Source organism: Sphingobacterium sp. UBA7038, assembly GCF_002494055.1.
Taxonomy (GTDB): Bacteria; Bacteroidota; Bacteroidia; order Sphingobacteriales; family Sphingobacteriaceae; genus Sphingobacterium; species Sphingobacterium multivorum.
Genome location: NZ_DLAV01000015.1, coordinates 75,404 through 98,716, shown reverse-complemented (window position 1 = coordinate 98,716; position 23,313 = coordinate 75,404). Strand labels below are relative to the sequence as shown.

Here is a 23,313-nt window from a genome sequence, read left to right as displayed (position 1 = left end):
TTTCGGGCCTAAGGACTTTGTTTTATTTATAGAATGGCATAAGTTTTGCGTAGCTGTAACCATAATGTTACTAACTATGAAAAAGAACTTTATTCTCCTTGCTCTAGCGACCCTGGTGTTGTTCGGCAGCTGCAGCAAAAATGATGGTCCCTCCTCACAAAAAACACCTGTCACAGTAAAAATTACGGATGCTCCAGGTTACTATGACGCGATCAATCTTCACATCGATGCGATCGAGATCCGAACTACTTCGGGTAGCACAACGATAGATGTCGCCGCCGATCCATTTAATATTTTGAATTATACAATGGGAAAAGATACCGTCATCGCCGGGCAGGATGTTCCATCTGGTATGATCCAAGAAATTCGGCTCAAACTTAATGACTTAGGAAATGAAATCTGGGTCAATGGCGTTGTACATCCGCTAAAAACACCTAGCGGACAGTCCTCTGGCGTTAAACTTAAAGTACAAGATGAGTTAATTCCGGATGTAGCGTACACACTTCTTTTGGATTTTGATGCGTCAAAATCGATTGTAAAGACGGGCAACGATCAATATCTTCTTAAACCCGTTATTCGCGCCATCCCAGTGGCCACATCTGGAGCAATCACCGGCACAGTTAGTCCTGCGGAATCACAAGCCAATGTATTTGCTATTACCGGTGTAGATACTGTAGGTACGTTGGCAAACTCAGCCGGAAAGTTTTACTTTCCTGGAATGCCTGAAGGCACTTACAAGATTGTTGTCGAACCTTCGGTAGCTGGTTACATGAACAAAAGCATTGAAGGCGTACAAGTGGCCAAAGGAAGTGTGAAAGATTTAGGAATTATTTCTGTACAATAACATACAATCGGATTAAAGTATCTGATAAGAAACCTATCGTAAAATTGGACATGCCCCAAATAGTGGTAACTATTTGGGGCATTTTAATTGTAGCGGTCTTCTAATCCATCCACGAAAATGTGTTGATTCAATTTTTAGATCATCTCGCCTACAACACTTATTGATCAATAAGTATCTGAGACTGATGAAAGTGAAAGCATATTGGCAAAAAGACGATATGCTCCCGCTACTCCTGCAGGCAGTTGTCTAAATAGAGACAAACTATTGTAAATATAATAACCTTTTCCTGTTTTGCGAAGCAGCAACAAACCATCTTCATGCTGATTATTTGCGTTTTGCCCCCGTAGTATTGGTTCAAAGTCTGCACTCCATTTTTGCGGTAAAAAAAGTGCCCTGTCCTGCACCCAATTTTGAAAATCATGCTGCCCAATTAAATTGGGGTAGTTCAATATACGATGGGATGGGTCCAAAAATGAAATGCGGGTTTCTGTATTTGTAATTCTTTCCTGAGAAACAGCTAGAGGATAAGTCCCAACCTCAGTCAAATGCAAATCATATGGCGTATTATACTGCCCTATCAATACACCGCCCTGCTCCACATAGTCACGGAAAAGCTGATGAAATTCCGCAATTAAGGGATGAGTATTGTAAATCCGTACTCCCAGGACCACTGCATCAAAATCGAAGAGATTTATTTCACCAATGGACTCAAATGGAATAATATCCAATTGCTCAACAAGTTGGCACAAGCTCCCTCCAAGTTCATCATTCATCCCCGAAATATAAGCAACTTTCCGGGCCGTAATATTCACTGGCAAGTTCAGCACCCGTAGTATTCCCTTGGGAAAGTAAGTTACTTTGTTAATATGCGGATAAACAATACTTTTAGCTGTGAACGGATATATACCTGAACTGGTCTCAATCTCAAATCCAATCTCTTGAATCTCTTCCTGTGATGCTGCTGAACTCAACTCAAAATAAAGTTTTTCCGCTGCATTACCTGCGATGTTGAGATCAATTTCTTTCGGAAATGCGCTCAATCCGTCCGGAAGCGTTAACCTCACTTTAAAAGGTAAGGATTCGGCTATATTGGATTGCAGCTCCAAAGCAACTAAACGTTGGGTCGCTTTAGACAGCACAACGATATCCGAATCAAATGCTGCTGTTACCGGGGGAGCTACGACAACGAGACTACCTGCATGTCTTACAGGAAGCTTAATCGCGATCGGTAAGCCGGCAAATTCCAGTTCCAGATGAACCAACAATTCGGTCCCATATTGTGTCAATACAACATCAGCAGACGATTCTGGTGTATAATTATGTGCGTCACCATTAGCATTAAGCCAAGTTGGAAAAGAAGGTAAAATTGTATCAAGAAGCTGACCATTCAAATGGATCATTTTCGATGGAGACGAGGGAAGATCTATTTGCCTTGCCCCCCTTATAAAAGGAACATTTACCGCTGTCAACTGCAAATTAGACTCCACTGGAATATGCGCATGCAAGATCATATTAACCTCGGTTCCCGGCACCCATAGGGCGTTAGAAGCCTGTACTTCTAAGGAGACACCAGCAAAATCAAGTAGCAGACGTTCTACCTCAGCTCGTTTTTTATGAATAATATTATCTTCGGGAACGATCTTCATCCAAAATAAAATCGAAGCAAGCTCCAATGTAAGCTCTGCCGTATCAGACTCACATTTTGCGATAAGGTCATCCACCAACCGATTGAATACATTTGCATAAGAATCTTGCACTGAACAATGCGTAAAAATAGTATTCACAGCCTCTGAATTGATCGATGCACTTTTTAATACTTCAAAATACTCGATACTAGAGTGATGCTGCGCCAAACTTCCCATGGCCTGAGAACGATGTCGATTACGACTTTCTGCTGCAATTTCACCATAATGTAAGTCAAAAGAGCCATGTCTTATAGGAATATCCAAAGAAATATATGCTGGCAAAGGTGTTACTTCTCCGCCAATATCTTTAACACCACTCTCCTGATATACATTCCACAGCAATTGCTGAGCTTGCCAAGGTGCTAGTTCTGCTAACTGTTCGCTGTAAGCTGTTGGATCAGCGGCCAGATCAAAAGCTTTCGCCATTAGGATTGCTGAGGCCTGATGGTGCCCATGCGAGTCAGGGACATTCGGCGAAAATCGCGTTGCAATTACAGTGGGACGAAAATAACGGATAGTCCATACCATATCTGCCAGTACACCATTTTCATCCCATCGCGCCAACGTCTCATCGACTGATTTTGCAAAGCCGAAATCCTTTGCCCGTGTAAAGAACTGTTTTGTTCCCTCAATTTCACGTGCCGCAAGTGACTCCTGCACCCGAAGTACCCCCAGATCCAATCCCTTTTCTCTACCTATAAAATTCTGTCCTCCCTCACCTCGCGTAACAGAAAGGTAGGCAGTATCGACCACCTGATCCTGCGCTAGAAATGTCAATAATTTATTGTTTTCATCGTCTGGATGGGCACCGGTATATAAAACACGATCCGAAATTTTAAGCATAGATAGCCCGCGCATCATCATTTGTTTTTTACTTGAAAAAGCTTGATTTAAATGCTGCGTTTGTACCTGTTGTGCTAAAAATTCCATTGCCATATCCTTCCTGCTAAATAATTCTTCGGTTCAAATATAGGAATATTTTTCAATAATCTACTAAATAGATAGATTATATATCAATACACTTTAAAACCAGTAGAAATAAGCATTTTAAAATAAAAAGGCAAGAGACAATTTAATCCAATCGTGTTAACACACCTTCTTTATGACAGTAAAATTCATAACTAGCCTTCCTTCTAAAACGTATAACCTTTTCGATATAGATACTATTATGTTTTTTGCTAAGGGCAAAATACTTTTGCTGAAGTTTGAGTGGTAAACCAGTCCAGTGAATAGATCGTTCGAGTTCTAAGCCATGCGTCTGACTAAATTCCAAGACAAAATTTGTGTCTCGCCAGCTCAATGCAATTTCAGTTTTATTCTTCGTGCGATCTAAGGCTATCAGCACGTCATTCTGATCGACAATCTTACGCGAACTACCTGCCAGCAATATCGCCCCTGAAACCACCATAGCACCATAACCTATTTTTTTAAATACCTGGTCGCTGAGGTAGGGTAATATAAACTGAACAGTAAATGATGAGACTATTGTTGCAACGGCAATTGCCAGGCCCAGTCCCAGCGCTGCCTTAGAATACAGACCTAAAATAATATAAATAATAAGTTTTACGAGATGTAAAAACACTTCATTTGCAGCACGGGTGGCAATAATCTCCTCTTTGGAAAGCCCCATTTTCAAATAAAACCGATTGAACAACAAGCCGATTGCACCTGTAATTCCTGAAATAAAGCCCGAAAGAAAACCTATAATTGCCAAAAAAGATTTCGAACACTTACTTTCCGAAGATAACGCTGCATTTTTTGATTTAAACAATTGAGGGATATTTCCCATGAGGAAAAAAGCAACAATCAACTGCAAATAGGAAGGTTCTATATATTTAATCAGATATCCACCTAATAGTACAGCCGGAATTGAAAACGGTACAAACCACAGAAAGATCTTCCAGTTGATATGCCGCTTAAAAACAATTATTCTCGATACTGAGCTGGTAAACGTACCAATCGTCAACGAAAATGGAATTAACGATGAAGGCAACATAAAATTCAATAAAGGAATAAGAATAAGGCTTGCTCCCCCTCCACATATGGCGCTGATCCAAAAAGCGACTATGGTACTTAAAAACAGGACAACTAAATTTATCATAGGATTTCAACAAAAAAACTACTTCACTGTAGCCTCTGACAAAAATGCACCGACTTTCTGTAGAAATTTAGAATTGATATCCCTAGCCCTCCATATAATCTACACCATTCATCTGCTCAATGCTCAACCTTGTTTTTGTATAAAAACTAAATGCTTTCGTATAATATAGGTTGCGTGAAGCAATGAAGAATATAGATTTGTAAGGATACCTCAGGTGATTGGGGAATCAAATGATTTTGAACGCAAATAAATTAGTAGCGATGAAAGTTAGGCAAGTGTTGATTTTTAAAAGTTCTGTGAAGACCAAAGACAAGAAAAATTTTTTGATGCAATTGGTCAAAACCCATCTTCCACAAGTACAAGATGCCACGGTTGATCTTGATGATGAAGATGCTATTTTCCGGTTCGAAACAGAAGAGTGTTGTGTCGACTATCTGACAAATTTCCTACGTAGTTATGGTATCCAAGTCGATTTTCTGGATCGCTTTGTGGTTGCCTAGGATAACTATTCGATCAAAGTAGCCCTCCGGTATATTGTTTAAAGAAAGATTCTCGATAAATCTCACCAATCGGGATTTCAAACTTATCGATGTAAACAGTATGGTTATCAAAAGAATCAATAAACGATAAATTAATCAGATAGGATTTGCTGGTACGCGCAAACAGGCTCACCGGAAGTTTCTGGTGAATTGTCTTCAAATTCATTGCAGTAATCAGTTTATTATTCCGGGTATAGATAACCACATAATCTTTGAGTGCTTCTATAAAGCGAATATCAGTAAATGCAATTTTATAGTATTTCCTATCCGATTTAATAAAAAGTGCATCCTCACTGGCCTTCTCAACCGTACTTTGGTTTTCTTTTAACGCTAGTAATTTTTTATAGGCCATTGCTTTATCGATCGCTTTGGCTAAGCGGTCTTTATTAATCGGTTTCAGCAGATAATCTATTGCATCCAATTCGTAACTTTTCAGTGCATATTGCGCATAGGCAGTCGTCAGGATAACCAGCTTGTCATTTGGAAGAGACTGTGCAAAATCGAGTCCATTGACCGTCGGCATCACGATATCCAAAAAAAGCAAGTCCACCGGGTTTGTCTTAATACATTCCAATGCCGATATCGCATTGGAAAATGTACCGACTATCTGAATAGACGAAATTTCTTCGATTAAATTTTTCATTTCCTCCCTAGCCAGGGGTTCATCGTCTACAATAATGCAATTCATAAGGGAATAGTAAGTTTAACGCTATATAATGTCTCAGTTGTTGACACCGAAAGTTCATAATCATTTCTATACAGCAGATCCAGTCGTCTTTTGGCATTAGCCAATCCCAGTCCGCTATATTTGCTTCGGACAAATGAGTTGTCGGGATCTTTCGAATTTTCACATTCAAAACAAAGCTGCTGATCCGTCTCAGAAAAATGGATTGTGATGAAAGTATCAGCATCACCAGCGCTGAGACTATGTTTAATCGCGTTTTCAACAAAGGCCGTAAATAGATGCGGCGGTAGAAATACACCTTTTTTTTCCAATTCTATTGGGCAAGATATACGCGTTTTTAAGTTATCGCGGCGTATTTCCTCCAATTTCAGGAAATTGCTTATAAAGTTGATTTCGGACTTCAGAAGTGTCTTATCATCGTTATTTTCATACAACTGATATCTTAGAAAATCTGATAACTTCATGATGACCTCGGTAGCCATATTCGGATCTTTTCGAATTAAAGCTTTAACGTTGTTCAGCATGTTGAATAAAAAATGTGGCTGAATCTGATTTTTTAAGGAAACAAGCTCTGTGGTCAAAGCCAGGTTTTTCAGTTCAGAAATACGCTTATTGTCTTCCAACCAACGTTTAAAAAGCTTAAATGTCGTGGTGGTCAGAATAATCGGAATACAGATAAATAATGCGGCGATTAGCCCCATAGAGTCCGACTCCGGTTTTTTTATAGCGGGAATATGAATGGAATAGATGTAATTTGCAATGTACATGACTACCAGCAAACTGGCTGTTACCAGCAATATCAGTGCTAAGACATATAACTCATATTTGGCCTTAAAGAAAAACTTTGGGATCAGTACATACATATTGGCGTAAAACATGCAGACGAATACAAACCATAGGATAATAGAAAAATAAAACCGGTAACTCCCTTGAAAATGAGAACTCGAATTTGCATTTGCAAAGAGCAACAGTAAACCGATCAGAAAAAACACATGTCGCAGTGGCCTGAATTTATTTTCTGTAAAATACCTTAAAACAATGCTATTATTGAAGTCTTGCATGCATTAGAATGATTTTAACCTAAATAACAAAAATAAAGCTTTTCTTGGCAGGAATCCGATCTCTTATACGAAGACCTGTTTTTTTTATACCAAAACTGGGAGATGATTTTTAACGTTCCTTTTCACTGTTCCCCTAAATTGGACTTTTGTATAAAAACAAGACCTGTTGGTCTAAAAAAAAAATCCCACCTACAAATTTCGGCTATCCTTATAATGATTTTAATCATACATTTATGCAAAAAATACTTTTAGTGTTTGTACTATTGTTTCGTATATCCACTTCAATCGCACAGACTAAAGATAGCGTACAGCAAAAAGTGAGGCCTGTTGTTACCGACAAATTCCCCATAACACGGGTTCTCAATTTGACCTATGAATCCAATACAGGATACAGTTATTCATCAAAACTCCAAGGTCAGGATTTACCTAAAACAAAAGTAGAATCGATGTACCAAGCCGGAGGTAGTATCAACATTAATTTTTTAAAGAGCAGAACCTGGAACTTGGGTACCAATATTGGCTATCAGTTCACTTCTGTCAACTCCAATCGTCTAGACCCCATCGCACAATCCACCATACAGTCAACCCATCAATATCATTATCATTACGAATCACTTAATCTTACCCGTTATTCACGTTTATGGGGCAAAGTAGCATTTTATACCGCAACGGTTGCTGCCAATGGGAGTGAAAAAGCAATAGAACGCATGAATGGGGTATTATCTGCTACTGTGGTACTAAAAGCTACGCGGGAGATTCAAATGGCGGTAGGCCTCATCGGCTTTATAGATCCGGCAGCCATTATTCCGGTTTTCCCAACCTTTGCCTACAAGCAACAATTTGCCAATAGGATGATACTTGATATCATCTTACCTAAAGGAGCCTACCTTCGAAAAGAGGTCTTGCGGAATGGCCGCGTTTCAATAGGTTCCGATTTAAATAGTACGATCTTTTACCTTTATAACTTTCAGGGCGCTGAAAAAGTATATACCTTCAGTCAGATGGAAATCAATTCGGGTCTGACTTATGAACATAACCTGGGCCGATCTTTTATTGCCACCCTTAAATCAGGACTAAAAACCATACCTCGCTCACGCGTATTTGAAAAAAACAAAACCCAGCGCGATTATATATGGGAAGCAAGCCCCGATCCCTCGTTTTATATTCATGCGGGGCTTTCCTTCAATCCCTTTGCTAAGAAAAGGAAATAATATCTTTTTTTCGGGTTATCCACCCCATATAAATCGATGATTGAAAGAATCGAACAGGAGGTTCAAATCCGGCTTCTTCACAGAGCTCGGCTAATCGTTCTTCCGAGACATGCAACAATTCACGCTCGATTCTTCGCAATCTTTGAGCGACCTGTGTTTCATCTATCCCATCGGGCAGAAGAAGTCTCAACAATTGCAAGTTTTGTTGAATCTGCTCCTTATTGCCCGTAATATCTAATAATAACAAGGGTGCTTGCGACATCATTCTCTTGGAAATATCTTGGAGCATAGCCAATTTTTGGCCATTGTCTTCTAGAAAGTGTAATACAAGTAAAAGTGTCGCAGCACCATATTGCTTCTCTTCGTCCAAATCACTTACCACACCTTCGACAAGATGAACATTTTCGTCCGCTTCAAATTTTTCCAGGGCCTGACTAATCATCTCAGGCGACGGATCTACCCCGGTTATTGTCCAAGATTCTGCTGTGTCAACAAAACGTTCTATTTCATTTCCTGTGCCACATCCGACCACTAATAAATCCTTATTTTCGGTTTCTCGGAGGAGCTTAGGCAGCTGATCCAAAAAATAATGGTAATTGGGAATCCAGGTCTCAACAAATTGGTCATAGCCACTTGCGCGCTCATTTTCAAACAGTTCTACTTTATTCATCTAGCTAACAATAATCGTTCAATATAAAATCAGTATGCAGTTAAATGGTATACCTTTTCTGCATTCCAAATATACATCCAAAGTCATCTATTTAAAACTATTCTAAATAACTAATGATTATTCTGACAATCTCGTTACTTATATTTCACCGAATAGATCGGTCAAAGAGTGTCTATATTTAGGTTATATCAATACTATTTTTTTGAGAGCGTGTTAATTACATTTTTCAGATCGATTCCTTTCGCCAATCAAGGCCTAAAGATATTACCAGCGTGTACATGTATTCAATAGCATTAAAATAAGCCTCCACTTTCTTATAATACTTTTTTAGTATCGACATTAATACAAGTTAAAATCTTAAAGGTATTATTTTAGAAATTACATTCTGCTCATAGTTAATTTTATCGTGCATGGTGACGATAATTGTCCCACAACTATGCTGTCCTTTTACTATACAATTTCAAAATTGCTATAATACTTTGAAATTTTTGGAATCAGAAGGATGATTTTCAACCATCATGATCAAGCGTTTTAGGAAGAGATCCCTATTTTTTTTATGGGGGATTGATGAAGGTTCAGAACCGTAACTTAATAACATCTGACAAATCAGCATAAAAAAGGCCAGGAAATCACCCCCTGACCTTCGAAAAATACAATATCTAACCTACATTACTTACTTTTTTAACCGATGCAGATCGCAAATAGTTTTAAATATTTTTAGGAAATTCGTCTTTCCACCAGGTAAAACGCCAGTCATCGCCTTCTTCTTCGGTCAACAGGCATTCTTCCAGCTCCGCCAGATATTTTTCTTTATCCAGATCCTGACCTATAAATACCAATTCATTTTTTCGATCTTCCCACTCCGGATGCCAACGTTTAAGAAGTTCAGCGCTGATTTCGGCATAACCGGGATACTGATAGCGCTGCTCTTCGGGCATGCTACTCCACCATGAGCCTGCACTTTCCAACCTTACGCTACCACCTGCCTGACTAAAACTGATGGCCAAATGCGGGCGGGAGGCCAACCACAGTAGACCTTTGGCTCGTATGATATTGTGCGGGTAACGCTCGTTGAGGTAACGGTGCAGCCGTTGTGGATGGAAGGGCCGTTGCGATCGAAAGACAAAAGATGAAATACCATACTCCTCTGTTTCGGGGCTATGTTCATTTTCAAGTTCTCTGATCCATCCAGCCGAAGAGGAAGCTTCATCAAAGTCAAACGAGCTCGTACCCATAATTTCCTTTGGATCAACACGTCCAAATTGTGTACGGATTAACTTGGCTCCGGGATTGAGCCGCCCAATAGCAGACTCGAGAGTGCCCAAAGTTTCCTCAGATACCAGATCGGCCTTATTCAAAAGGATAACATTGGCAAATTCGATCTGATCAGTCAACAGATTTACAATTGCCCTATTGTCATAGTCGTCATCCGTCAGTTTCCGATCTAATAAGGTATCGGCGCTTCCAAAATCTTTAGCAAAATTGAAACAGTCCACCACAGTTACCATAGTATCAATGTAACTGAACGTAGACAGATCAATCCCATTGTCAGCACTACTATAACTGAATGTCTGCGCTACTGGAATAGGCTCCGAAATACCAGTACTCTCGATAAGAAGATAATCAAAGCGATTTTCTTTCGCTAGTCGCTCCACCTCCACCATCAAATCCTCCCTTAAGGTACAACAAATACATCCGTTGCTCATCTCCACTAACTTTTCTTCTGTTCGCGAAAGCACATTTTCACGTTCAACAGCTTGTGCATCAATGTTCACTTCACTCATATCATTAACAATAACAGCAACTTTCTTGCCTTCCTTATTGTGTAGAATATGATTCAATAGTGTGGTTTTTCCCGCACCTAAAAATCCACTTAGAACGGTGACAGGTAATTTAACTTTTTTGGAAATGCTGCTCATAGTAATTTCGTTTAAACAAATGTAAAAACAAAACAACACAAATGCAACATTGTTGCTATATAAAGATATACGCTAAAACAATAACAGGTGAACTTCCTTAAAAACTTTCGCATGATGAAGTACAAACCTCGTTTAACATGATCAGCATCCCCTTGTCGTAACGTACGTTCACGATCAGCATCCCGGTATTTGCAGTCTAGTTTGATAAACGGGGAAAATCCTTCAGCCCTATAGGAGCTCCATCCTCCATCAGCCCGTTACAAGTACATCGATTGGTGTGTCGAGCTAGTCCTGCAAATATCCATGATATCCAGCAATAAACATCTCCACAACAAATCGTAAATCATTAATAAAATTAAAGCCGCCTGATGTAGCAAAATCAGAGCGGCTCAGCTTACAGCACAGGAAAGTCTGCAAAGGTTACCTACCAGTGGAACTATTAGCTTAAAACAAACGCATTTTAAATCCCAGTTGATACTGGTCAATATGTGCATCCCAATTGTCTACAATTTTATTATTCTTTTTGAATTGTCGGTATCTAAAATACAGCGCGCCAAGATCTATCCCTAATGCGTAACCTATCCGTGTACGACTGTTGAACGCTGGTTTTCCATCATTAAGTTTATACCTGTCGTCGTTGAGCAACATATTCAAGTCTAGGCCACCCAAGATTGAAAATTTTCTCGTAAAATTAATTTTTAGGTATACGGGTGTATTGAGATATTTCAGCGAACGGGTCCCCTTGGATAAGCCTCCAGCAAGAGAAGCCGTGTTACCATTGACACGAATTCTGGTTAAGTTGTAACTAGGCTCAACTTGAATATCCATCTTGCTATTAAGTCCAAAAATCAAATCCCCTCCTAATTGATATCCCATTCTATTGGCGCCAAATGCATTGCCACTTGCACGCGAAATATTACCACCCACCCGAAGTCCAAACCCCATTTGTCCGTAACATGCGGTCTTGAAACATAACAATCCCATGATCAAAAAACTAACTAGTGTACAATGCTTCAACTTTAATCGATCTACCTTTATCATTTTTATCATAAAACACACCTTTACATCAGACCGATGACTGTTTTCCTGCAGTTTGCAACGTCACAAAATAGACAATATTGTTCTTCTTTATACCTTCCTTCAATAGGCGTGCTTCCTCTGTAAAGTAAGTATGGTTTCGTAAGAAGACCAGGGTCAGTGCATACCATATGCGTTCATCGATCACCTGATTCCTTCTATAATTTACCTCCAGATACATCCTTTGGTTAAGGTCAACAAAGCTTTTACTTCCCAAATGAAATGAGACCGCATCCGCAACCACAAATCTATCCTCGGCCGTCAAGGTATACTTTTCGCCTAGGGTCATTACTGCGTTTACAATATCTCGAACCCTTTCAATGGTGTGAAAATATAACTGTGGGTTGTGGTTCTTGCGGTAACTATGCACTAAAAAAAGATCTGCCTGCTCAAGTAAGTTTGTGTAATCCATTTAAACAAAGCTAAAATTCCGTAAAAAATAGATTTAACATATTATACCAAAGGGCTTATTTTTTATACCAAAAGCCCCCTTTAAACAAAAAAGGCTAGGTGTGATTACCTAGCCTTTATCCTTAATTTTCCTTTTTCTATCAATTATACTAAGCACCAAATCGCTTTAGATCGTTAATTGCTTTTATTTATTAGACTATTTGATCGTTACAGCAAAAGCATATTCATCTGGAGGAAGACATTGTGAAGCGTCACAAGCTTGCCATTCCACGGTACCTTTTACTGTTGCTGTTCCTTTCTTGAGCGAAACCTTTTGCTGAAAGATCACTTCATTGGTGAAGTATCCCACATCCATTTTGAAAACCTCTTCGTGTTTGATCTTCGGTTTTGGTTCAGCTGTCTTACCGACCAAAACGTAGTCAGCAGCTTTACCGAAATTGAAAGATGTTGGAATTGGGCCACCGTCTTTTACATTTTGGGAGTAAATGTGCCAACCATTTTGAATAGTAGCCTTCACATAGACCATAGCTTCTTTGTTGTTCAATTTTTTGCTGGCCACAGTCCATTTAACAGGCTTATGAATCTGAGCGAATGCGCCCGAAACGACGAACATAACCACGGTTATTAACAATAAAATCTTTTTCATCTTTGTATCAATTTTTCAGTTTATTATTTCATTGGCAGTACATCTTAGACAGTATTTCCCGTATGAAAGATCCTGTCTAAATACTTACAACAATATTCGTTATAAACAGAATAAAATACAACACCACTTTAATAAAACAATAAATTTTACCAAAAAACACACATAAAACCAAATTTTTTACAATTTAAAGTTGATTGTTTTTTCAATTACAATAATATATTCAAAAACCCTATCAGACTAAAACAAAAGGCATTGTCAAACATTGTCTGCTGTGGGCTTGTGAACACGTTCTGCTCTACAACTCCATCCCAAGCTAATCAATTATACATAATTATTTGTATCTTATGTATAATTCACATTTATGCCATGGCTATACCAACCACAAAAGACGAACTCCTTCAAGCTATCCGTATAAATTACAGCAAGCTTGTCTGTGAACTTTCCGATATTCCGAACGATCAAACTAATCTTCTTATACTCCAGGGTCATGCTAAAGGAACAGTAATGAGTATAAATAACCTAATTTCCTATTTAATTGGCTGGGGTGAGCTGGTTCTCAAATGGAATAAGAAAAGTGAAGATGGCAAAGAGGTTGATTTTCCGGAGACTGGTTTTAAATGGAATGAGCTAGGCAAACTGGCTCAAAAATTTTATCAGGATTATAACAATCTAGATTTTAATACTTTGTGCGCAAAACTAGACCAAACTGTTTTAAAAATTGTGGAACTCATTGAGCAAAAGACAGACATGCAGCTTTATGGTGTATCGTGGTATGAAAAATGGACCTTAGGCAGAATGATTCAATTTAACACCGCTTCACCTTATCAAAATGCAGTCGGGAGGATCCGTAAGTGGAAAAAAGAGAAAAAATACTAAACCATCGCTGGATAAGTATTGTTATTCAATAAACACATATATATTCATTACTATGGGAAATCTATTATATACTATCGCTGTTATTTTGGTCCTGATATGGGCAATCAGTTTTTTTGGAGGCTTTGTTGGCGGAGGGCTAATTCATATTCTTTTGGTAATTGCAATCATCGCAGTACTTTTACGTGTGATCAAAGGAAACGCGTAACAGATTTTTTCGATAAAAGTTTGGTTAGAAAAAAGGTCCTCATGTTGGAAAAGAGGACCTTTTTAGGGTGCTAATTATTGTGTTGATATTATAGATTCCGTTTATATTAAATATTAAGATCTCCTTCTTTACCTATATCTTGTGTATTGCCTGTAACAGCTGCTTTCAGCATTTTAAACAAGTTGACGACCATATTGGAGTTTGAATCCCAATAATGCGCTTCTTCAGGTGTGATCTGTAGCAATTGGATATTGGGATCTTCTTTTCCTTTCTTAAACCAGCCTTCCATCATTTTGTTCCAATAACGGTCTATCCTTTCCTGATCCCGCGAAAGACTTGCTTTACCGTTTATACTCAAAAAGGTGTAGGTTTTGGGATCGGCATAAAATAGGGAAACTTTGGGATCCTGTGAAATATTTTTAAACGTCTCACTTTCTGCCGAACAGATGTACCAAATGTCACCATTTGCATCCACTTCCTGTCTGCTCATCGGAACACCATGGGGATAGTCAGAATCCGATGGAAATGAACAGACTGTTCCCACATCAATTTGATCGACGATCCCTTTTAGCTTTTCTAGCGCTTCTTTATTATTCAAATTATTCTCTGCCATAATATGTAGTTTATTCATGAACAAAATCCCGTCACAAATCGTTTATTTTTTTAGCAAATTTGGGCATCCTCTCGCAGTTGAAGATGAATAGTACGAACCTAAAAAAGCAAATCAAGTAATTTTACGGGTATTTATAACTAATAATATTAGTAATTTTACAGCAAATTATTGGAGAACATATCATGTTTGGTTTTGATGATAAATTGCAAATATTAGCTGATGCCGCTAAATACGACGTAAGTTGCAGTTCAAGTGGAAGTAAACGAAAAAATAGTGGTGGAATAGGCGATTCATCGGCTAGTGGCATTTGTCATACCTACACCGAAGATGGCCGTTGCGTCTCTCTACTAAAAATTTTAATGACCAATTACTGCATCTACAACTGTTCCTTTTGTGTTAGCCGACGTAGCAACGACGTGCAACGCGCAGCATTTTCGGTGAAGGAAGTTGTCGAATTGACCATGAATTTCTACCGTCGAAATTACATCGAAGGTCTTTTTTTAAGTTCGGGTATTTTCAAATCTGCCGACTACACCATGGAACGCTTAATGTTAGTTGTCAAGAAACTTCGGACGGAAGAACGTTTTAATGGTTATATCCACCTCAAAGCCATCCCCGGAGCAAGTGAATCATTATTAAAAGAAGCAGGTTTATATGTTGACCGAATGAGTGTAAACCTCGAAATTCCTACTGAGGAGGGACTCAAACTTGTTGCTCCGGAAAAGGATCATCAGTCCGTTCGCGAGCCTCTGGGGATTATTAAAAATGAAATTCTCAATCTTCGTCAGGATCGAAAAAAAGACAAGAAAGCACCCTTATTTGTACCAGCAGGCCAAAGTACGCAGCTGGTTATTGGAGCAACTCCAGAGAGCGACCTACAGATTATGCAGGCGGCCAATACATTCTATAAAGATTACAATCTCAAACGGGTTTATTATTCGGGTTATATTCCCATCAACGCGACCGATTCCAACCTTCCCCAAATTGGAACATCACCACCTCTTGTACGTGAAAACAGACTTTATCAGACAGATTGGCTACTTCGGTTTTATGGTTTTTCGCTTCATGAAATACTCAACAGCACGCATCAACATCTCGATCTAGAAATAGACCCTAAGCTTGCTTGGGCGTTACGCAACCCGCAATTTTTTCCCATCGACATCAACAGCGCTACGTATGAGTGGATTATCCGAATCCCCGGTATTGGCAGGCAATCTGCCAACAAAATTGTACAATCGCGCAAATATGGAAAATTAAAGGAATATCAACTTCGAAAAATAGGAATTGCCTATAATCGCGCCAAATATTTTATGGTTTGCCAGGATACACTCATCGCTGGAGGCTTCCATTATCCCGAAAACATCAGAAAGTCTATTCTTGAAAGTAACCCTCGTGCACAGGTCACGGCTTCCAATACCCAGCTAACACTTTTCTAATGGACTATATTTTTGACGGAAGTTATTCCGGATACCTCTGTTGTGTATTTGAGGCCTTTGAACGGAAAGAATTTGATAGCATTCCCACAACAGAAAAGTCTATGGAAATTAATATTTTTTCGGAGAAGCGACAGATCCATACTGATGTAAAAAAAGCCATGCGCATTTTAGTGGGAATGGAAAAGATACTCGGAGCACAAGAAACAAAAATCTTTTATCATAACTTTTTGTCCGATAATCAATCTGAATGGCTCAATGGATTTCGATTGATCATCGAACTTTTTCGAAGGGGAAAATTGGATATACGCAATTATGGATACCCACCTGTACTCCGTATCCATCAGGCGATCAAAAAGATCAGCCGCGAACGACACCGCATGAAGGCTTTTATCCGATTTGTCAAGTCTAACGATAATCTCTACACAGCCATCGTTGAACCCGATTTCAATGTGATTCCCCTGGTTGTAGACTTCTTTAAAAACCGATTTGCCGACCAGTGCTGGTTAATTTATGATATACGGCGAAACTATGGCTTTCATTATGATGGCAAAAATATCTTGGAGGTATACAACAACAATAAAGACGAGGTTCAAGATCCATATCAGCTAGAAGTGGATCTCGATCCTCAAGAAAAAGATTATCAGCATCTCTGGAAGACTTATTTTAAGAGTACCTCTATTGAATCACGCAAAAACCTGAAGCTTCACTTAAGACATGTTCCCAAACGTTACTGGAAATATCTCGTCGAAAAACAATAAGTCCCTAAATAGCGAAAATCCTATTCATATCATTATTTTGATCCGCCAAACAGCTTGCTCACCAACCAAATGACAATAGCGACTACGACAACAACCAATAGGATGCCCGACCACACACCAGCTTTAAATATACCTTCAATTGCTGCACAGCTCGACACGAGCACCAATAAACTCGACATGAGCGCAAATGGAATTATCTTTTTCATAAATACCTGTTTTAATTATTAATTGGAAGTATGACAATACTGGCCTTGAAAATGTTTTACAGCAATGACGTTCATGTACTTTTTACATCTCACTGCGGATACGTCCGATACGTTCACTGCATTAAATACTTGAGCAGTCCGTATTTTTTTGTCACAAAGTGAATGCGCTACGTTATTTACACCCTAAAAATACGGTTAACTGGCCAAGGGAAGCTTTTGGGTACAGCATTTGATTCTGTTTACCCAAATAGCAAAATAGAATTTAAACAATAATTGACTAAAGATATGGACACTATACACCAAAAAGCACAAAAAATAGGATTGGAAAAAGGTTATTATCTATTATTAATGGCTATATTGGATCTACCTGTTGATGGTAAGAAAAAATCAGAAAAGAAAAAATAAACATAAAGCCTTTTTCAACTACATGAAAAAGGCTTTTAGTCATATTTACATCAACAATTTTTCCTAAACTCCTCAGGACTCATTCCTTTATTTGCTTTAAAAAATGTACTGAAATATGGTACATTTTCAAAACCAAGTTCAAAGGCAATTTCTTTTACCGTTTTAAAAGTATGATAAAGCAATCGCTCGGCCTCCAATAGTATGCGTCCACGGATAATAGTACCGCAGCTCGTCGATCTTTTTTTTCGACAAATCCGATTAAGATAGTTGATCGATATATTCAATTGCGCTGCATAAAATGACGGATAACGCTGCTGCGCATAATGACTATCAACCAAAGATTCGAAACTTCGGATTTTATCGTCATCTTCCTCCTGCTTTACAGCCACATGATCGACCACGATTTGCCGTCCCAAAATCTGGAGCAGCATGGTTAAGTAGCGGCTCAATACACCGTGAGCACTCAATTTGACTGGATTATAAGCTGTTTCCATCAAACTTACTATATGTAGACAACTGATCATATCTTCTTTTGAGAGCACAAAAGCGGGCTTACATCTACTCCTTAAAAAATGAAAGAAGTTTCTTACAGCAGTGTTCTGACTTTCCATGAGAAAGGATGCTGTAAATAAGACACTGTATCCTTCTACAGACGAACCTGCATGAAAACTACACACACAATTTGAATTTATGCTGATTATATCATGGGCAGCTATAATCTGTACGCTCTGATCCGCTACCATAGACAGTTCACCACTCTTGATAAACAAAAGGGTATAAAAAGACCTTAGGTGGAACGTATTTTGATTTGCTTTAGCTTGTAAAAAAGCTGCTATAGGCATAATAACGATTCCCTGCGAAGTGGAATCAATATCTTCTAATTTTAGAAAATCTAGTTTCTCTTTTCGTATTACCATTTCTTTATGATTATTCTGTGAAAAAATATTTGTGGAATAATCAAATGATTGGCGGTCTAAAAATTTCAGGCAGTATACCTCCGAAGGTATCGGAGACAAAGTCTTTCGGATAGACAGTTTTCACATCAGGTACTATTGGAGAGTACAGCAAGACTCCCTTCACATACTGCACAAAGACCAATATTTCCACCCCCTTCATTTTGGCGAGCACATTGTTCACATCCTTTTGTTCAACCGTCTTTTCGCTAAGGAAACAGAAGCCTTTACAGCTCACTGCCGGTTCAAAACGATTGACACAGAGGTTTTGCTCGATATAGGTACGATTGCACTCAAATTCAATAAATGCCCACAACAGATTGGTTGCCTGCACACATATTGCCCAAGCCATTGTCATACAAAACCACCATCTACAGTGTTGTGACTTCATTGATCCGATCTATTTTGTAGTGCTATTACGTTCGCGCAAATATTCTAAAATGGCACGTGCCTCTTCTTGCTTCAAGCCCAAGCTAATCATTGGCGACCCATACTCCTTACTCAGTGCTTTCGCGTCGGCATCTTTCTCCAGCATGGTTGCCGGATCTAGCATCATGTTCATAATCCACTCCGGGGTACGACGTTTGATGACAGCGTCCAACGATGGACCTAACAATGTACGATCAAAACTATGGCACATTGCACATTTCGACACAAATAGTTCTACGCCCCTATTTGCAAGCTGCGCATCAAAAGGTTTGTGTTCGAAGGAAGAAATAGTTCCCCCCCTTTGGGCCCCTCGGTTTTATAATCGAGCATGGTCCCAGACTCAACTGCGGAAGGTTGCTGGGCACTATTTTCCTTCTTGACTTTTGTCACCTCATTTCCGCTACACGCCAGTATAGCTACAAAACCGAAACAGCCTAGGATTACGTTGATTCTCTTTTTCATTTTTATTGTTTAAGTATATTGGTAAAATAAATTCTGTTTGTATTAAGTGACCTGCACTAGATATTTTATATCATCCTGATTTGATTTTTTGCCCGCTTTCCATAGTTCGACAACGACTTCCCAACGACCAGGCATAGAAAAATTAACAGTGCCTTCATAGTAACCATTACCTGTACTTTCAGCAGCAAAATTTTCCGAAGACCCCGTTTCCGTAGTAGGCCTATTGGTCTTTAGTTTAATGACATAATGATCTAATACCGGAAAATGATGACCATCCATTTTATTCATTAAAAATCGGATGGGATGCCTTCCCTGCTTTACGCTATCAGGCAATAGGCAGGAAATAAATACGCGGCTATCGTCTCTGGTTCCAGAGCTCATTGTTCGCATGGTTGCTGCTGCAGTAACCGGAATCTTGATGGCAAGTGTATCTTTTATGCGATTGTGACTACGTATCGTATGTAATTGCCAGCCCTTCCCCATCTGCGGGATATCCGCCATAATAAAAACCATTGGGCTGCTATACCAGCCTTCGCCGAGCGCGACGGGATGCTCAAAGGGGCCTCCATGCTTCATACGTCCCATACTCATTTCTGGATAGAAATCAAGGGATTTGTCATTGATCGGAATTCCCGAGGTATCTCTTAAACGCAGATAAATGGTATGGTATTTATTGTTGAGTTTGGCATCCGCATATATAGTATAATTGGTAACATCCCAAACAGTATCCGCTATACGGACCAGATCGGATTCCTTAGGCAAGATAAAATCCGTAGCTTTCTTACCGTTCTTTTTTGAATGATCGGCAGTACAGGATGAAGTTGAAAAAGCAACTGAAAATGCGAGTAGCAGTAAGATTACGCCCCCGACAGTCCCGACACGGGAATATAAATTCATATGTATTAATTTAAATCTTTTGAAAATAGACAGTACCCGCCATCAGTCAATATGCCGACAGCCCGTACGAAAAGCAAAATGACTTAAACCAAAGGTGGATGAAAAATAGTAAAGATTGGTCTATAGCTATAGTTTGCCTGATATGCTGGAAGTAAGGTCTCCGCAGCCGCTTCTTCAAAAAAAGCGATATCAAGGTTAAAACGTTGCTGATTATTGATAAATACAACGTCGATTATACGAGATTCCAGGTTCTTTTGTTCCTTCTCCTCATGTTCACGCATTTTCTTCATCAAGATACATTGTCCTCTACAGGAAAGTGCCTTTTCGTTGAATCGATTGATACACTCATTCTTAGCAATATAATCTCTGTTAAATTCAAAAACAGTCCATAGCCATACCGACGAGAAGCTCTGCAGGAGCATCAGCGGCAGTAGAATCCATATCAATTGTTTCGCTTTCATGTATCGCTAGTGCAGCAAATATACTAATTATTGACATACCACCAACGAACTGCCTCTTTTCAAAACGCTCAAATGTTTTCTAAAAAATCAAGAAGTTTTAGTACATTTAGCTAAAAATCACGCGCTTTGAACAAATGAAGTTTAATCCTCTTTTAGTCATTAAATTATTACTTGGGCTGTTTAGCAACATATTACGTTTTTGATCAAGCTAATACGGCGCTCGCTAAAGTGAGCAAACCTATTCCACCTTTGAAAGATGGCGAAATTTTGGTCAACATACGCTATACCACTCTTTGTGGTAGTGATCTTCATACCTATTGTGGGTTGCGAAACGAACCATGTCCTACGATTTTAGGTCATGAGATTGTGGGCGTTATCGCAGCGATTTCTTCTGATCATAGCGGACTTGATGCACGAGGCAATCAGCTACAGATTGGCGACCTAATTACCTGGACTGTTTTTTCCAGTGATCCCAATAGTGCCAATTATCAGCCGGAGATTCCGCAGAAAAACGATAAGATCTACAAATATGGTCACCGTCAGATAACCGAAATGGATGACCTTCATGGTGGATTGGCAACCCATATCATCTTACGGCCAAATACCTGCATACGAGTACTTCCAAAAGATATCTCTCCTGCAGTAGCTGCCACCATCAATTGTGCTGTTGCTACTTCGGCAGGAGCCCTTCGCCTGGCAGAGACCATTACGAAAAAAAACATTCATGTTGCAGGCATTGGATTATTGGGACTGGTTAGCATTGCCATGTGCAAGGAAATGGGTGCTAAAAGTATCATCGCTTCTGACATTAATCCTGCACGTTTAGAACTCGCTAAAAAATTTGGCGCGACAGCTACAATAGATCTACGTGAAACCACATCCAGCACAGCATTAGAAGCTACAGTTATAGACCGATTTATCGACATGAGCGGCTCGCCAGAGGCGATGGAGCTTGGAATCGATACGTTGGGGCTCCATGGGAATGCTGTTCTCGTAGGTGCCGTGTTTAAGCAGCGCGCTACTGGGATAGACGCCGAAAAAGTAATTCGAAAGATGCTCACGATCAAAGGACTGCATAATTACAACTATACCGATTTCTCTGTCGCTGTAGACTTTATCATTGAAAACTGGCAAAAGTATCCCTTTGAATCATTGATCGAACGTGAATTCCCACTTGCTGAAGTCAATGATGCAATAAGCTATGCGTTAACGCACAAACCAATACGAGCAGGTTTATTCGTCCACCCCTCAACGGAGCAGCTTTAATGGAAAGAAAATTTAGAAAAGATCAGTGGAAAATGTTGTTTGTAACCATGTTTTGTTACTTATTCTTTTACACAGGTCGACACAATTTTGGATGGGCAGCAAGAGGTATTGCCAAAGAGCTAGACATCAGTTTTCAGCAAGTAGGCTGGATCAGTTTTGCAATGTTAATGGGCTATGCGATCGGCCAGCTCATCAATGGAAATCTAGCCGATCGATGGAGTCCCAAAATTATGATTGTCGCTGGAGGAGGCTTGTCCATTCTCTGTAATCTCGTCATCAGTTTCGCTGGTTCTTATACAGCTATTTTGGTTCTTTGGACGCTGAACGGTTATTTCCAATCCATGGCATGGGGCTCAGGAGGTAAGCTTATTTCCAATTGGTGGAGCATCTCCGAACGTGGCAAGGCTTTTGGCTTTTATACCATGGCTGCCGGAAGCTCCTCCGTTTTGACCTTTCTGATGGCTTTGGTACTCGTCCAACAGGAACAAAGCTGGCGTACCCTATTTCGCTATCCTATCCTATTTCTCGCCGGCGCATTATTGGTCTTTCTTTTTGTCGCATACAGCGACCCTAAAAAAAAGGCTATACTCCTGCTGACAAAAAAGAAGGAATCGCGGATCAGGAAGACACATCAGAACAAGTTGCAGCATCAGAAAAACAAGAAAACTGGAAGCAGTCCTATCTGCATGTATTTCAGCATCGCAACTTTATGATCGCTTCGCTCGCCATCGGTTTTCAAAGTATGGCACGGTATGGTTTAATCTTTTGGGTACCGATCCACTTTTTAGGCAACAACTACAAAGAATCTTCAGGCAATATGTGGTTAACCTTACTCATCCCCATTGGGATGGCCCTTGGTGCTGTTTCTTTCGGATACATTTCAGACCTCGTCTTTAACAAAAACAGAAGTAAATCGATCGCTGCGGTATGATGATCAGCTGCATTATTGCCCTTCTCATTTATTTGGTACCTATTCACAATCACCTCCTGATGGGCATACTCATGTTTACCTTAGGATTCTTTGTGTATGGTCCGCAAGCCAATTTCTGGACCCTGAGCCCAGATCTGCTTGGAACCAAACTTGTTGGAACAGGTATCGGCGTGATGAACATGTTTGCGTATGTATTTGCGGCCGTTGGTGAACCTTTGTTTGGTAAGCTGATAGATTACACAGGCAACACGGCCAATATATTTCTTTTTGTTGCATTGATATGTGCGATATGTGCAACAATCATTGGTTTTGTCCGAAGTCCAAAATCAATATCAAATAAAAAGCCATGATAAACCGAAAAAAATTCTTAAAAACTTGCAAAAATGCGTACCGACTTTGACACAGCTCCAACCGAGAAGTTGATGTTAGACATCAGAACTTAAAATTCGGTGTTATCACCGATCTACATTACGATCTGATGCAGGATGGGGACCGCCGTGCTCAAAGCTTTATCGATGCAATGAACCACGAACAACCCGACTTTATTATTTCCTTAAGTGATTTCT

The 23,313-nt window shown here is 39.5% G+C and carries 28 protein-coding genes; 11 read left to right on the top strand and 17 right to left on the bottom strand.

Annotated features, from left to right (window positions below):
- Nucleotides 1-76: 76 nt before the first annotated feature.
- Complete coding sequence (locus B3H30_RS09470) at nt 77-844, top strand: DUF4382 domain-containing protein (protein WP_286766638.1); 768 nt, start codon at nt 77-79, stop codon at nt 842-844.
- A 164-nt stretch (nt 845-1,008) separates the two neighbouring features.
- Here B3H30_RS09470 and B3H30_RS09465 read toward each other — a convergent pair whose 3' ends face one another.
- Nucleotides 1,009-3,465: a PIG-L family deacetylase gene (locus tag B3H30_RS09465; RefSeq protein WP_286834021.1), complete on the bottom strand. Its 2,457-nt coding sequence runs from the start codon at nt 3,463-3,465 to the stop codon at nt 1,009-1,011.
- Between the two features lie 136 nt (nt 3,466-3,601).
- A complete protein-coding gene (locus B3H30_RS09460) occupies nt 3,602-4,630 on the bottom strand; it encodes a sulfite exporter TauE/SafE family protein (protein ID WP_070568068.1) in 1,029 nt (342 codons plus the stop codon).
- A 260-nt stretch (nt 4,631-4,890) separates the two neighbouring features.
- Here B3H30_RS09460 and B3H30_RS09455 point away from each other — a divergent pair, with 260 nt between their 5' ends.
- Nucleotides 4,891-5,130 carry a hypothetical protein gene (locus B3H30_RS09455; protein WP_139145043.1) on the top strand — a complete coding sequence of 80 codons (240 nt, stop codon included), beginning with the start codon at nt 4,891-4,893 and terminating at the stop codon, nt 5,128-5,130.
- Nucleotides 5,131-5,143: 13 nt separating this feature from the next.
- Here the strand turns inward: B3H30_RS09455 and B3H30_RS09450 are convergent, their stop codons facing one another.
- Nucleotides 5,144-5,857, bottom strand: a complete 714-nt coding sequence (locus tag B3H30_RS09450; protein ID WP_070568074.1) for a LytR/AlgR family response regulator transcription factor — start codon at nt 5,855-5,857, stop codon at nt 5,144-5,146.
- Entirely contained in the window at nt 5,854-6,915 is a 1,062-nt protein-coding gene (locus tag B3H30_RS09445) for a sensor histidine kinase (protein WP_070568077.1), read from the bottom strand. The genes B3H30_RS09450 and B3H30_RS09445 overlap by 4 nt, the downstream gene beginning before the upstream one ends.
- Nucleotides 6,916-7,148: 233 nt before the next feature.
- Here B3H30_RS09445 and B3H30_RS09440 point away from each other — a divergent pair, with 233 nt between their 5' ends.
- Nucleotides 7,149-8,126: a hypothetical protein gene (locus B3H30_RS09440; RefSeq protein ID WP_070568319.1), complete on the top strand. Its 978-nt coding sequence runs from the start codon at nt 7,149-7,151 to the stop codon at nt 8,124-8,126.
- Here the strand turns inward: B3H30_RS09440 and B3H30_RS09435 are convergent.
- From B3H30_RS09435 to B3H30_RS09415, 5 genes are all read right to left on the bottom strand, one after another.
- Entirely contained in the window at nt 8,110-8,796 is a 687-nt protein-coding gene (locus B3H30_RS09435; RefSeq protein ID WP_070568080.1) for a class I SAM-dependent methyltransferase, read from the bottom strand. The genes B3H30_RS09440 and B3H30_RS09435 overlap by 17 nt on opposite strands.
- Before the next feature lie 707 nt (nt 8,797-9,503).
- Nucleotides 9,504-10,715, bottom strand: a complete 1,212-nt coding sequence (locus B3H30_RS09430) for a GTP-binding protein (protein WP_070568083.1) — start codon at nt 10,713-10,715, stop codon at nt 9,504-9,506.
- A 444-nt stretch (nt 10,716-11,159) separates the two neighbouring features.
- Entirely contained in the window at nt 11,160-11,765 is a 606-nt protein-coding gene (locus B3H30_RS09425; protein WP_083296050.1) for an outer membrane beta-barrel protein, read from the bottom strand.
- Between the two features lie 16 nt (nt 11,766-11,781).
- Complete coding sequence (locus B3H30_RS09420; RefSeq protein WP_286726674.1) at nt 11,782-12,204, bottom strand: hypothetical protein; 423 nt, start codon at nt 12,202-12,204, stop codon at nt 11,782-11,784.
- 195 nt (nt 12,205-12,399) lie between these two features.
- Nucleotides 12,400-12,849, bottom strand: a complete 450-nt coding sequence (locus B3H30_RS09415) for a protein-disulfide reductase DsbD domain-containing protein (protein ID WP_115050411.1) — start codon at nt 12,847-12,849, stop codon at nt 12,400-12,402.
- A 366-nt stretch (nt 12,850-13,215) separates the two neighbouring features.
- Here B3H30_RS09415 and B3H30_RS09410 point away from each other — a divergent pair, with 366 nt between their 5' ends.
- Nucleotides 13,216-13,725, top strand: a complete 510-nt coding sequence (locus B3H30_RS09410; protein ID WP_201638913.1) for a ClbS/DfsB family four-helix bundle protein — start codon at nt 13,216-13,218, stop codon at nt 13,723-13,725.
- Nucleotides 13,726-13,777: 52 nt separating this feature from the next.
- A complete protein-coding gene (locus B3H30_RS09405; RefSeq protein ID WP_112376008.1) occupies nt 13,778-13,930 on the top strand; it encodes a lmo0937 family membrane protein in 153 nt (50 codons plus the stop codon).
- A 106-nt stretch (nt 13,931-14,036) separates the two neighbouring features.
- Here B3H30_RS09405 and B3H30_RS09400 read toward each other — a convergent pair whose 3' ends face one another.
- Nucleotides 14,037-14,543 carry a pyridoxamine 5'-phosphate oxidase family protein gene (locus B3H30_RS09400; protein ID WP_286834017.1) on the bottom strand — a complete coding sequence of 169 codons (507 nt, stop codon included), beginning with the start codon at nt 14,541-14,543 and terminating at the stop codon, nt 14,037-14,039.
- Between the two features lie 182 nt (nt 14,544-14,725).
- Here B3H30_RS09400 and B3H30_RS09395 point away from each other — a divergent pair, with 182 nt between their 5' ends.
- Together B3H30_RS09395 and B3H30_RS09390 are read left to right on the top strand one after the other, a co-directional pair.
- Nucleotides 14,726-15,979, top strand: a complete 1,254-nt coding sequence (locus B3H30_RS09395) for a putative DNA modification/repair radical SAM protein (RefSeq protein WP_286834016.1) — start codon at nt 14,726-14,728, stop codon at nt 15,977-15,979.
- Nucleotides 15,979-16,737 (top strand): TIGR03915 family putative DNA repair protein, encoded by a 759-nt coding sequence (locus B3H30_RS09390; RefSeq protein ID WP_286834014.1) that lies wholly within the window; start codon nt 15,979-15,981, stop codon nt 16,735-16,737. Before B3H30_RS09395 ends, B3H30_RS09390 begins: the two co-directional genes overlap by 1 nt.
- Nucleotides 16,738-16,769: 32 nt before the next feature.
- On the opposite strand, the gene B3H30_RS09385 is transcribed toward B3H30_RS09390, so the two are convergent.
- From B3H30_RS09385 to B3H30_RS09355, 7 genes are all read right to left on the bottom strand, one after another.
- Nucleotides 16,770-16,943 carry a hypothetical protein gene (locus B3H30_RS09385; RefSeq protein ID WP_167512259.1) on the bottom strand — a complete coding sequence of 58 codons (174 nt, stop codon included), beginning with the start codon at nt 16,941-16,943 and terminating at the stop codon, nt 16,770-16,772.
- A gap of 455 nt (nt 16,944-17,398) precedes the next feature.
- Nucleotides 17,399-18,265 (bottom strand): helix-turn-helix domain-containing protein, encoded by an 867-nt coding sequence (locus B3H30_RS09380; protein WP_286834012.1) that lies wholly within the window; start codon nt 18,263-18,265, stop codon nt 17,399-17,401.
- A 40-nt stretch (nt 18,266-18,305) separates the two neighbouring features.
- Nucleotides 18,306-18,692: a hypothetical protein gene (locus tag B3H30_RS09375; protein ID WP_286834009.1), complete on the bottom strand. Its 387-nt coding sequence runs from the start codon at nt 18,690-18,692 to the stop codon at nt 18,306-18,308.
- Nucleotides 18,693-18,701: 9 nt separating this feature from the next.
- The gene (locus tag B3H30_RS09370; protein WP_286834008.1) at nt 18,702-18,941 is read right to left on the bottom strand and encodes a c-type cytochrome; all 240 of its coding nucleotides are present in this window, start codon (nt 18,939-18,941) and stop codon (nt 18,702-18,704) included.
- 23 nt (nt 18,942-18,964) lie between these two features.
- Nucleotides 18,965-19,192, bottom strand: a complete 228-nt coding sequence (locus B3H30_RS09365; RefSeq protein ID WP_286834007.1) for a hypothetical protein — start codon at nt 19,190-19,192, stop codon at nt 18,965-18,967.
- A gap of 42 nt (nt 19,193-19,234) precedes the next feature.
- Nucleotides 19,235-20,089 (bottom strand): FixH family protein, encoded by an 855-nt coding sequence (locus B3H30_RS09360; protein ID WP_115050397.1) that lies wholly within the window; start codon nt 20,087-20,089, stop codon nt 19,235-19,237.
- An 83-nt stretch (nt 20,090-20,172) separates the two neighbouring features.
- Nucleotides 20,173-20,550 (bottom strand): hypothetical protein, encoded by a 378-nt coding sequence (locus tag B3H30_RS09355; protein ID WP_115050395.1) that lies wholly within the window; start codon nt 20,548-20,550, stop codon nt 20,173-20,175.
- A gap of 171 nt (nt 20,551-20,721) precedes the next feature.
- Between B3H30_RS09355 and B3H30_RS09350 the strand changes: the two genes are divergently transcribed.
- Genes B3H30_RS09350 through B3H30_RS09335 form a run of 4 tightly spaced genes read left to right on the top strand, consistent with a single transcriptional unit; the run spans nt 20,722 to nt 23,097 of the window.
- On the top strand, nt 20,722-21,816 hold the full coding sequence (locus B3H30_RS09350) for a zinc-binding dehydrogenase (RefSeq protein WP_286834006.1): 1,095 nt from the start codon (nt 20,722-20,724) through the stop codon (nt 21,814-21,816).
- Nucleotides 21,816-22,529 (top strand): MFS transporter, encoded by a 714-nt coding sequence (locus B3H30_RS09345; protein ID WP_286834005.1) that lies wholly within the window; start codon nt 21,816-21,818, stop codon nt 22,527-22,529. Before B3H30_RS09350 ends, B3H30_RS09345 begins: the two co-directional genes overlap by 1 nt.
- On the top strand, nt 22,526-22,747 hold the full coding sequence (locus B3H30_RS09340; RefSeq protein WP_286834004.1) for a hypothetical protein: 222 nt from the start codon (nt 22,526-22,528) through the stop codon (nt 22,745-22,747). The genes B3H30_RS09345 and B3H30_RS09340 overlap by 4 nt, the downstream gene beginning before the upstream one ends.
- Nucleotides 22,744-23,097, top strand: a complete 354-nt coding sequence (locus B3H30_RS09335) for a hypothetical protein (RefSeq protein ID WP_286834003.1) — start codon at nt 22,744-22,746, stop codon at nt 23,095-23,097. The genes B3H30_RS09340 and B3H30_RS09335 overlap by 4 nt, the downstream gene beginning before the upstream one ends.
- The last annotated feature ends 216 nt before the right edge of the window (nt 23,098-23,313 follow it).